Raw genomic sequence first — 11,200 nt, 5'->3', positions numbered from 1 at the left:
TGGTTGGGAGGGAAAAAACTGCAACTCATTTTTGGATAACGCCACGTGGTGTTAAGTCAAAAAACTAACATGGGAATCGAGGCTAGTCTGGCAAGGGCACTGGCGGTTGTATCCCCTGGAACACCTGCGTTGATGATAGGTTCTGAAATCATGCTGGACAGCTGGGAAGGATAGTCCATCCCTCCAGTCGCCCCCGTTCCATAGGTTAGGCTATCTCCAAAACAAATGATATTTTCGCCAGACGGATTTGTATTTTGAATATTGGGAGTGCCAACAAGTAGGCGGTACCCAATGAGAACAGCCAACCCAAGCAAAAGACAAATGACGGTTTTCTTCATAAGTCTGGTAATGTCTCCTCAGTTGATGCCTACTGACGTTTGCATCAGCTGAGTTTAACGGTTTGGCCCTTGTCATTCTAATAGCAAATTGCGGGAAAAATATCGATTGAGAAACCTTAGGGACCCCCTTCACATCTTCAGTTTCGTCGGCGCCGTCAAGCAAAACTGTAGAACTAAAGGGCGTCCCCAACTTCTCCCCCATACTCCTCAAACATTAGCTTGGTCCGACCCGGCGAAGTAAACCTATAATCCAATGGACGTCTCCCAACTCCCCCCCATGGACGTCCCCTAACTTTCTCCCCTCCTTCAAATCGAAATCACAACTGTTCGGGAGCGAATTTGCTCAAATTGCCTTTTGCTGAGGGATTCCGGCGGACGATAGTGTCGTACAGATAGGGCCAATACTCCATTGCATTGTGTCGGCCTAACATTCGAGATCTCACAAATCCGGAGGTCTTGAGAATCCGATGCCGCTTCAGGTCTTCATAGAAGACTGGAGCCTTTAGCTCGCATATTTTCCGGATCGGTGCCATTAAGTCCCTTTCGGCTTTACTCCAATCAGGTTTTTGAAGGGTCGCCCTATCTTCGGCTTGATACACGAATCTAAGGCACATCTCCGGTTTCGTAACATAGAATAATACCAGATCACCCTTGTGTGTCTGCCCAGGCACACTCCACTTAGGTTCTCGACTATGGGCCTTCAGATCTTTGGCATTGTCTGGCTGGACAGGCATAATCCAAACGTTGAAACCGAGCCCAAACTCTCGGCGGAGTTCAACAATATTTAGGTTCTCTGGTGCATCAGGCCAGTTGTGCTCCCAACATACGATCCAGTCGCACTTCTTTGCTGGGTGTCGATGAGTCTTGAAATTCCGTGATTTGTACTCGAATTCGATTCGGAGTTCTTTTTCTCCGCCAGCCACTTTCTGGTATGCGATACAATCTGGAAAGGCAGCACTGATTTCCCCAACTCGAAGTCGCCAACGCTTGGCCAAATGGGCAAATATAAACACCACGCCTAGTTCGTTTTCGGGCGCAAATAGTCGAGGAGCACCTTCCAATACATCAGGTCTTTTCTTTCGCTTCATCTTCTTACCCTTCTAAGCTTGCTCAATAGATTGCAGATTCCAACCTTCAACTAATCTCAGTTTTTTAATTTGTCTATGTTTATGAAAATGTCGATAACATACCTTGAAAATTTGTGTCTGTGTGTACCCAAAATGGCATGCATCAGTTTTAGTGCGCCGTTCCATTCGTCTCTGATGGTTGGGATATGGGTAGGATCGTTCACGAAATACACAAAGACCAGGTAGGCGGGAATCTCATTGAGCTCTCTGAGAAGATAAAGATGGGCCAGTCTATTCGCATACTGATAGAAGCCTTTGGTCAGATCGACATGGGGGCTCAGCTTCAGAAAAGCCCTCGTATCATCCAAGCTTTTGCCTATCAGTGATATGGAGGCGGGAGATTTCGCTTGGGATGAAGAAATGATCTCCGCAACATGGGCCTTGGCTTCAACCAGGAAATACGCTTTGCCATCAATGCGACCCAAGGCATCCCATTGAGGCCCCTGAGCCGGCCAGAAATCCTTGAGAGGCCGTCTTTTCAACTCGACACCGAGCCGTTTCAGGAATGCACCATCTCGGTATTCGGCATATTCGTCGTTTTTGAGCGGCGAGACCCATTCGATGTTTGCAGACGCGGGGAGGATCAAAGCTTTCTTGATTGCCAAGTCCAAGAGATCAGGTCGATCATTTACGGCCTTTTGAATCCACTTCAGGCTTCCTTTGTTGCCGGGTTTTTGCGGCTGCCGTCCCAATAGCTGTACTCCGATGCGTCTGAAAGCCTATTTCAACATTATTCTTCGATAAAATAGTCTGAATCTATCTTCTTGACCTCGTATGATGCTACTGGAGATACACCTACGTTGTGGTCGATCATCAATTCCGACAGCCTTTCACCGTCTATGAGAATGATTTTACTATCAATATGTTTAACGTAATCTAAGGCTTCCTTGCTAAAGTTGGACGTCGTAATGAATATGCCCTTGCGTGCTCTTTGTCCCTGAAGCGCTCCGGCGAATTTCTGTATCTCTGGTCGGCCTACAGTACCATTCCATCTTTTCGCCTGTATGTAGATGATGTCCAGCCCCAGTTTGTCTTCTTTTATGATTCCGTCTATTCCTCCATCGCCAGATTGTCCCATGGCCTGTCCGGCCTCCCTTCGAGACCCGCCGTACCCCATCTTGATGAGCAGGTCCACAACGAGACGTTCAAAAAAGGACGGGGAACACTCCCCTATGTTCTTGAGAAGGTCTGAGGCAAGGCTTTCTTTTAGCTCTTGGTAGGCTGTTCCCAGTAGTTCTTCTGGGTTGATAACGGATGGAGGGGGTGGCTTTATAGGGTCTTTTTTGCGAAACTTAACGAATTCTGGAAATTGTTCCAAAAGTTTTACGTCAATCCTTTCAGGATTCTCAGACAGAACAATCTTGCCACGATCTGTGATCCTAAAAAATCCTCTCTTTTCAGAATCGATGAGTCCCGCCTTTCTAAGATATGTGGCCGCCCACCCGACCCTGTTGTTAAATAATGGCTGGTTCCCGCTGGGAAGCAACTCATTGCATTCTTCAAGAGAAAGGCGGAATTCCGTGGCAAGAGAATCGACTGCATCTCGGAAAGCGTGGTCCTTGCCATCGGATGCGAACTTCAACACAGGCAGCATTATGGTTTGGTAGTCTGGAATAGCCATGGTATTATCCTCTCAATGTCCATTAACAGGCATTTTTCTGGCCATCTTACACCTCACTGGTCGCTATCTGGGCTTGCCAATACGAGACCAGGCCTCGTGGAACTTGTCCACAGCGTAAGCACGCGGCTGAAGCCAGTATGATATTTTTTTGTTCTTTTCTCCACGGTGGGCGAGTGCCTTAACCTCCTTCGGCAACAAAACGTACGTTTGGGGCTCAGAGGCCACATTGTTGACGATTACCCAAAAATCGCCCATCACCTTATCCAAGGAGACGCCAAGAGGCACCGGATTTCTTCTGCTGAGGGTTTTTACCTGAATACTTATCATTCGACTGCAATCACGGTTATAAGCGATGATATCAACACCACGGGCATTGCGGGCCGTAGGCATCGCATTCCATCCCATTTGAGACAGTTGGTAACAAGTGTAATAAAGCCCGATATTCCCCGTAACCTGAATGTCTTTACCCATGATCTCCTCTTGACTGGTGAAAACTACAAAACAGCGTTTCAGTCTTCCATTCAAATCTCTTTTGAGGACAGAGTCACCGTATCTTAATATTCTGGATCTCCAGGTACGGTTTCTCGCACCAATGGTGCGAGTTTTTGGTCTTCAGAACCTTAAAAGCGCTTTTTCGCCTACAAAAAAGGACCTCTAAGGCCTGTTTCAAGCCGTATTTCTATGTCTTTGTTCTCAATGTCAGATAGTTGTCGCGGCCCGACCCCAAATTCAAGCCTTCTTCGGTTTTAAAGTTTATTCCGATGTGTATATTCTCTGACCATCAAATCATTAAGCGCACCTCACGCGTTCGTCTCTGATCTGTCCGGCACGCGATGACTTTGTCAAAAGACTTCATCGACAAAAAACTTGAAAAGTAAAGAACGTCCCCCTTTTCTCTCCGCCTTGCTTATTCGACCCGCCCTGACCGCGGGGTTACTTGAATTGTAAGGGTTAAAGATCTGCCCCTAACTCTCTAACTCTTCAAAAATCCAAATTCGAAAATCCGACAATGGCGTTGTCCACGATTTTCGTTATTGATGTGTCCATGATTCTTCTGCCAATACAACTTCGAACTGTTGCTTCCCCAACGCGGTCTATAATGGTCCGAAAACATGATAGGATATTCCAGTAGTTGTCAAAATCTATTCCGTTCAATGTTGGAACGGGATCAACTCCATGTAGACCCCTGAGAATCTTCAGAGTATAACGCTTATCAATTGGTGGGAATGCTTCTGGGTTAAGATGATGCATTGTTTTGGATTTGGCGACCAAGTTCATAACATTTTCTGAAGGATCAAGACGGGAGTACATTCTGTTGATGACGTCTTTTTTTGAAACAAGCGTCATAATGTCCAAATCTCTAACCTCTTCAAGATAGGACGCTACGGATAGGACGTTTTTTTTGAACTCATCGTAGTCCTTGAGTTTCGCCCCTCCTCCGAGCCTGTTCATTCCCCAAGCGGTCAGGGTGGCGTAAATCGCCTCTGGGAATTCATCGCCGACAAGAAGAGAGTCATAACTGGAATTTCCCTGGGCGATATTCTCTATCCATATATCGATCGTCTTTCTGTGAAAATAAATACACGGTCCTCCTGTGAAATATCTATACGAAGCATCTGACTGATAAAAATTTTGGTACGCCCGATCAAAGTTTGCAATGAAGTACGAGAGGGTATTCCGACTGTCTCCTTCAGATCCCCGGGAATAAGTTCGTTTTGGCTTCTGTGATTGAGATGAACTAGATTGAATTGAACGTATATTATCCAAATACCATGTCAAAAGATACTGGTACTCTACCGGAACCTCGTCTGGTCTCGGGTAGCCTTGTGGATTTCTTGATCTACTTTGATGAATCTTGTCTCCCGGAACAAACAATCTCCGGACTCCTCGACCAGATTCTGAGAGATAGCACTTATTATAACCCGTATTGAGAGCTGCCTGAGCAACCACGTGCTGGCTGACATGGATTGCAACCCCCGGTCTATTATCGTTGAATAACTGGTACACCTGTTCCACGAGATCGCGATTTCGAACGGTATACTTTAGGTCGCCAGATCTGTGAGCAAGGTAAGCCATTGATATCCAGATTTCTGCTGTGATAGTCGGCATGCTTTTCACTATTCCGTAATTACCGATGAATCCTCTTGAGTTTTTCGCAGAAGTCCTTCCAAGGTCCCTTTCTCCGATGTTTTAGTTTCTCCAAGAGCAGTAGGACTGTTTCCTGATCTAAACTCCGAATAGTTTTGTCGCCAACTTCCGTACATTCGATTGGATAATAGTCAGGCTTTCTTCTATTATCTTTCGCAATTGTTGCAATCTGCTCTTCTGGGAACAAACGCCTGAAGGAGAACATTAGGGACATCCTTCACATTTTCAGTTTCGTCGGCGCCGTCAGCCAAAACTATAGGACTAAAGCACGTCCCCAAGACCCCAAGTCATGCCTGGGCCCCAGCATAGTAGGGCGAAGGCACTGTGGGATAAACACGGTACACATGCCGAAAAACGTCTTCAGCCTTGATATTAACCTCATCCTCGGAAAAACTATCCACAGGCAGACCGGTCTCGTCGCTCCAGAGGAAATCCCGTATGGCAACGCGCACGGCGTCTCTTGATGACTCTTTATCCTGCCAGTGATCGATTTTGAGTTTTTCTCGCTTGAGCGTACTCAGCAGTTCGACGGCAACCTTCTTTATCCGCTTGATTTGCTGCTTTTTAAGCTCTGACTTTTTCAACATATCAAAAACCGCCAAGCTTTCCTCGTCTAGCCCCTCTTGCATGGCGCGGTGTTCTTCGTCGTCAAGGTCTTGAACAAACTTCAGCAAATCCGCAAATGTCTTCTCAATGGTTTGCCGGTCTTTTTCTCGATTATACGCCGCCACGATCTCCTCATAGTGTTTCTGGAAATCCGTGCGCAACGGGTTCCGTTCCAGAAGGCGCCGTAGTTTCTCGTCGATGGCTTGCTTGAGGTTCTGGACCGTGGTTTTCTTGGCCGGACTGTGTTCGAATTCCTTCCGGAGCAGGTCAAAATCTATGCCTGCAATATTGAAGGGAGGCCTATCTTCACCGGCGTCGTCAGGTCTTGTCTCAATGGTTTGGTCTACCACTTCATGGAGTTTTCGAATGATGTCACTGATATCAGCCTGCTCCCGATCTTGTTGCAGGCTTCGGTAGACGATGTTCACTGCATGGTATGCCTTACGGTAGGCATTTACCCCTTTGTTGTTGATGCAGGCTTTGAACTTCTTGAAGACCTCCCGGCACATGACCTCAAAAAGCTTACGGGTTTCGTCGTTTTCATTAGCCACTTCCTTTGCCGCCAGAATCGCCGCATTCCTGGCAAAACCGATTTTCTCCATGATATCGTCCAGCGATGCGCCGCGCTCCTCCAGAAAGGAGCGCACAAGTGCAATGGCTTCAGCCAGATCCTCCAGCAGCTCTTTTTCCGGCTTGGCCGGATCGGTGCCATCTCCCTCTGCTCCGCCACGCCCGCCGTCCCCCTGGCCGGCAAAGGTTGCCAGGGCTTTGCGAAGGTTTGTCAAAATGCCGCAGTAGTCGACAATGAGGCCATTGTTCTTCCCCTCATGCACCCGATTGGCCCGCGCAATAGCCTGCATCAAGGTATGCGCCTTGAGCGGCTTGTCCAGGTAAAGTGTGGAAAGGCTGGGCACATCAAAGCCGGTCATCCACATGGCACAGACAATGGCAATACGGAAAGGATGCGCCTCCTCCTTGAAGGCAGAGTCCGGGTCCAGACGCCGCATGCCCACAAACTCCGGCCTTTCCCGCAGATTCTCCGGGATGTCGAAGCCTTCTTTCAACAGTCGCCGATGGGGCGTAATGTCCAGATCCCACTTTCTGAACTTTTCCATTTCGCCCTGTTCTTCACTAACCACCACCGCCATCTGTGTTTCCCGCATCCAGGCGATCTGTCGCCTCCGAAATATGGCATCCTGCTCGTCGCTCGCGTTGGGCAAATCCGATTCGAGCATTGAGATCCGTTTTTGCCAAAGCTCTTTGATAAGATTATACATTCGTACACAGGTAATCTTGTCGATGCACACCAGCATGGATTTGCCGCTCTCCCATGCTGTCGAGCAGTGCTTCACAAAGTCTCGCGCCACCTGATTGAGACGCTTTCCCGCCGTGACGATATGGTAGTCCCGCTTCAGATCTCTTTCGAGTCGTTGCTGCACATCCACATCTTCGATTTCAAGTTCTTCAAGTTTTTTTGCAATCTTTTCATTCAGCGATTTTGGCGCCGAGACTTTGTGCCTCTTTCCGTTTTCATCAACAAACTGCAACTTATCGCCCCTTGCGTCGTAATAGAGCGGCACCGTGGCGTCGTCTTCTACCGCCCGTTGAAAGTCGTAAGTAGACACATAGTCGCCGAAAATCCGTCGGGTAATCTCGTCGTCCTTAAAAAGGGGTGTCCCGGTAAAACCGATGAAGCTGGCCTTGGGCAACGCGTTTCGCATGTTCAAAGAAAGGATGCCATACTGGGTGCGGTGGGCCTCGTCCGTGATGACAATCACGTCATCCCGCGGCGAGTATGGCTCTTCCACGTCTTTGTTGAACTTTTGGATCAGCGAAAACACATAGGCCTTGTGTTCACCCAGAAGTTGTTGCAGATGATCCCCGCCACTTGCCCGGCAGGGGTCCTTGTCGTTGTCGGCCAGGCCGCAACCGGCAAAGGTTTTGTATATCTGTGTGTCCAGGTCGTCACGGTCCGTGCAGATGAGAAAGGTAAAATTGCCGCCCAGCTTGCGGTGCACCTTACGGGTGAAAAACACCATGGAGTAGCTCTTGCCCGAGCCCTGCGTATGCCAGAACACCCCCAACTTTCCTTGCCGAGCCTCACGGGTTTTAACCGCATTGATCGCTCTGTTCGCGCCGAGGAACTGGTGATTGCGGGCCAAGATCTTGGCCAGCCTGCCCGTCGAGTCATCAAAAACGATGAAATTCTCGAACAGGTCCATGAAGTTGCGCTTTTCGCAAACCCCTTTGAGCAGGGTTTCCATGTCCACCGCACCGGGCTCCTCCTCGGCCAGGCGCTTCCATTCTCCGAAATGTTCATACTTACTGGAAAGTGATCCGATCTTCGCCTCGATTCCGTTGCCCAACAACACGATGGCGTTGTGATGGAATAGATGGGGGATAGTGTCCTTGTAGTCTGAAAGATTCTGCGTGTAGGCCACTTCCAGGTCCTTGTGTACATTCTTGCACTCGACAAATAGCAGCGGCAGGCCGTTGACAAAACCTATAATGTCGGCCCGCCGCCTGTAGAGGTCGCCCCGCACCCACAGTTCGCGCACGCACAGGAAATGGTTTTTCTCAGGCTCCTCAAAATTGAAAACCCGGAGGGTCTCCTTTTTCAGTTCGCCCTCATCGTTGCGGAGACTGACCTTCACCCCGTCCCTAAACAGGCCGAATTTTTCCCGATTGGCGGCCAGCATGGTCTGGCTGGCGCTGGTTTCCACAATCTGTCGGACAGCATCCCGATAGGCGTCATCAGGCAGACCGGGGTTGAACTCCATCAGTTTGATATAGAGATAGCGCGTCAGCACCACTTCCCGGTCATCTCTGCGCCCCAGCGTGCCTTCCTTCCCCAAGGTCTCGGTATTGTAGGCAAAGACCGACTCCCATCCGAGTTCGTCGCGCAGATATTCGGCCGTCGTCTGCTGGCACAGGGTATCTTCGGTATAATAACCGGCTGTCATAGTCTTATCCTTGGTTTCTGACTCAATTGGCCCCTATCTGGCCCGTTCAATGCCGATGGAATGTCCTGTTTGTCCTCTTTATGTCCAGTTTATGGTGCCTTTAGACTCATGTCCTCCTAGTTGCCTGATTCAAAATTCAACGCCCGCAAACAAGTTCGCTGCCCGATCTCATGAGGCATTTGAGGCATTTCCGGGGCATTTAAGTTGCCACTACTGTGAGGCATATGGGTCATATTTGAGTCATTTTCTTCGCCTTAACGTAGAAAGTTCCACGACGCTCACCGTGCCGTTCAAGGATGCCCCTCTTTACCAAGTCTTCCATGTCGCGTGTTGCAGTCTGTCGGCTAATTCCCGTTAAATTCTGATACCTTCCGCTTGTAATCCGTCCTTCCGATCTCAGACAGGCAATCCCGGCAATTTGTCGCTCATTAAGATTGAATCCCGCCAAAACTGCATCCGTCAGCCAATCCCGCCATATGGTTACCACCCACTGTCCGGCCTGCTGCTCGAAATCGGGTTCAGGAAGGCCGGCTTCCTGGCAGCGAGAAATCATGTCCAGCGTGCCGGTCCCTGCCTTTTCGATATAGCGTACCAAGAAAAGCGGCTCAGCAAGAAGGGGGTTTCGCGGAATCGAAGCGTGGGGAACCCGCAGGAGTTCCGGCGTCAGAGTCGGGGGCAGTTCACCGGGATTCCAGATCTCAAGCCGGTCTGCAAAAAGCATAACCTGCACGCTCGAATTATCGCTGTAGTCCCGGTGGGTCACAGCGTTAACAATGGCCTCTGCTACTGCCTGCCCGGGCAGTTCGTATTCCACGGGGGCCTGAGTAGCGTGTTCGCGTGTGCCAACGGATCGGGCAACCTTGGACATGACAAAGTCCACGGCCTGGTCCACCAACTCAAAGACGGTGCCTTTAAAGATTTGATAAGACGGAATCGGCTTCTGCACCACCGTGCCATGGAAGTGAAGACACTTGACCTCCGAGGTCGGCAGGAAGCGCTGGGGATTTCCACCGAACAACAGGATGGCGGCATGCGTGGGCTGCCCATCGTCCAGAAGGTTGAGGTGGGCCAGGGTCTTCATCCGCTTGGCCTTGGCCGAAAGGGCATAGTTTCTTTCCCGTTTCGCTGTCTCCAGGAACCAGGCAATCTTGTCCAGGGAAATGTCGTCCATGCCTGCTTTGGGGCAGGCGGAGGCATCAAATGGTAACGTTCTCAATTCACCAACCCGCTCAAGGTGTTCCACCAGGCTGGCATATAGCCCGGAAGTCAAGCCCAGAGTCTCTGCAAACCTCTGCCGAATGAGCTGGGAGCCCGCCCGACGGATCAGCTTCTGCATCTTTGGGTGTTTTGACTTGTCGTCCTGTCCTTTAACAAAGACAAGCCGCGTTTTGCCCTTCTCCGTGGCCCGATCAAACTCCCGTTCCGTAGGCGATCTGCCGTCTTTGTCTTCATCGCCATATGCATCTCCGAAAAGGCCCACATACACGCCGCAGTTATCGACCTCGTCAAAATAAACAGCATCGGCTCGCCGGTCCAACGCAGGCAGGTCCTCAAAAAGAAACACGTCGAAGTATCGCCTCAGCAGGGCATCCCCCCTAATAAAATCGCGGATGGCCGCCCGTTCCTCGGCGAATTCCTTCTGAACACTGCTGATGAAGAGGAGAGACAGGCTCATTACGATCTCTTTCCGCCGATGGTCAACAACGCAATAAAGTTTACCAACGTTCTCAGGTCATAATCTACTTTCATGAATACGGTTTCACTCATACAGTAATGTCTCCATTCATCAGGCGGTGGAGTAGAAGGTCACGCGCACGGCTCAATATTTCGTTGTATCTTCGAATTGTCGAAATCTGAGTATGAATTGGACTCACCAGTTCTTCAAATAGGCTTCGGATGTTTGCTTCAGCAAGGAGAATCTTGCGGCTGTGGGCATAATCACGATTCAATCCAGGCACAGCTACATCGGTACTTATGAATTGGGTATGTAACAACGCGTAGTATAGATAAAAACTGCTTGATGCTGAATCAATGAAGTAAACAGTATCGATTGGGAAAAAGTCATTTTCCGACCAATAAACGCTTCCCACATTACCTTTGCGCCCCACAATGATTCCTGGTCCTTCAACCAAAGCTTTATCGTGAGTTCCAACGACCCCGCTTGAACCGTATACAGGGAAAGCACCAGGGATACGATTATCGGCTTTAAGACCTTTCCCATAATTCAGCGTCCCGATTTCTCCAAGTGGTTTGTTCTCCCACTCCTCCGGCACGCCATTTTTAATTTTGACATGCTCATGGCCGGGGAAACGGAGGTGGACGAACCACTCCTTGTAGAGCAGCCGCGCCGCCTGCTCCAGCAACTGAATCCGCCGCCGGTTGTTCTCGATCAGGTCG

General features: G+C 49.5%; 9 protein-coding genes. All 9 read right to left on the bottom strand.

What is annotated here, in order from left to right:
* Positions 1 to 56: 56 nt before the first annotated feature.
* Positions 57 to 338 (bottom strand): hypothetical protein, encoded by a 282-nt coding sequence (locus JW883_16220; GenBank protein MBN1843812.1) that lies wholly within the window; start codon positions 336 to 338, stop codon positions 57 to 59.
* A 317-nt stretch (positions 339 to 655) separates the two neighbouring features.
* Positions 656 to 1,426, bottom strand: a complete 771-nt coding sequence (locus tag JW883_16215) for a hypothetical protein (protein MBN1843811.1) — start codon at positions 1,424 to 1,426, stop codon at positions 656 to 658.
* Positions 1,427 to 1,482: 56 nt separating this feature from the next.
* Positions 1,483 to 2,157 (bottom strand): hypothetical protein, encoded by a 675-nt coding sequence (locus JW883_16210; protein MBN1843810.1) that lies wholly within the window; start codon positions 2,155 to 2,157, stop codon positions 1,483 to 1,485.
* Positions 2,158 to 2,195: 38 nt separating this feature from the next.
* On the bottom strand, positions 2,196 to 3,086 hold the full coding sequence (locus JW883_16205) for a restriction endonuclease (protein ID MBN1843809.1): 891 nt from the start codon (positions 3,084 to 3,086) through the stop codon (positions 2,196 to 2,198).
* Between the two features lie 63 nt (positions 3,087 to 3,149).
* Positions 3,150 to 3,557 carry a hypothetical protein gene (locus JW883_16200; protein ID MBN1843808.1) on the bottom strand — a complete coding sequence of 136 codons (408 nt, stop codon included), beginning with the start codon at positions 3,555 to 3,557 and terminating at the stop codon, positions 3,150 to 3,152.
* Between the two features lie 510 nt (positions 3,558 to 4,067).
* Positions 4,068 to 5,195, bottom strand: a complete 1,128-nt coding sequence (locus JW883_16195; GenBank protein MBN1843807.1) for a hypothetical protein — start codon at positions 5,193 to 5,195, stop codon at positions 4,068 to 4,070.
* Positions 5,196 to 5,521: 326 nt separating this feature from the next.
* The gene (locus JW883_16190; GenBank protein ID MBN1843806.1) at positions 5,522 to 8,803 is read right to left on the bottom strand and encodes a type I restriction endonuclease subunit R; all 3,282 of its coding nucleotides are present in this window, start codon (positions 8,801 to 8,803) and stop codon (positions 5,522 to 5,524) included.
* A 229-nt stretch (positions 8,804 to 9,032) separates the two neighbouring features.
* Positions 9,033 to 10,478 carry a DUF4062 domain-containing protein gene (locus tag JW883_16185; protein ID MBN1843805.1) on the bottom strand — a complete coding sequence of 482 codons (1,446 nt, stop codon included), beginning with the start codon at positions 10,476 to 10,478 and terminating at the stop codon, positions 9,033 to 9,035.
* Between the two features lie 88 nt (positions 10,479 to 10,566).
* On the bottom strand, positions 10,567 to 11,200 hold a 634-nt coding region (locus tag JW883_16180), incomplete at its 5' end, for a restriction endonuclease subunit S (GenBank protein ID MBN1843804.1).

This window comes from Deltaproteobacteria bacterium, from assembly GCA_016930875.1.
Classification (GTDB): domain Bacteria; phylum Desulfobacterota; class Desulfobacteria; order Desulfobacterales.
Note: the sequence above shows the minus strand (reverse complement) of the source record. Positions and strands in the feature narration are given on the sequence as shown.

Excerpts from the sequence above, each read along its gene's own strand:
- JW883_16220 (MBN1843812.1), bottom strand. The coding sequence starts at position 338 with ATGAAGAAAACCGTCATTTGTCTTTTGCTTGGGTTGGCTGTTCTCATT.
- JW883_16215 (MBN1843811.1), bottom strand. The coding sequence starts at position 1,426 with ATGAAGCGAAAGAAAAGACCTGATGTATTGGAAGGTGCTCCTCGACTA.
- JW883_16205 (MBN1843809.1), bottom strand. The coding sequence starts at position 3,086 with ATGGCTATTCCAGACTACCAAACCATAATGCTGCCTGTGTTGAAGTTC.
- JW883_16200 (MBN1843808.1), bottom strand. The coding sequence starts at position 3,557 with ATGGGTAAAGACATTCAGGTTACGGGGAATATCGGGCTTTATTACACT.
- JW883_16195 (MBN1843807.1), bottom strand. The coding sequence starts at position 5,195 with ATGCCGACTATCACAGCAGAAATCTGGATATCAATGGCTTACCTTGCT.
- JW883_16190 (MBN1843806.1), bottom strand. The coding sequence starts at position 8,803 with ATGACAGCCGGTTATTATACCGAAGATACCCTGTGCCAGCAGACGACG.
- JW883_16185 (MBN1843805.1), bottom strand. The coding sequence starts at position 10,478 with ATGAGCCTGTCTCTCCTCTTCATCAGCAGTGTTCAGAAGGAATTCGCC.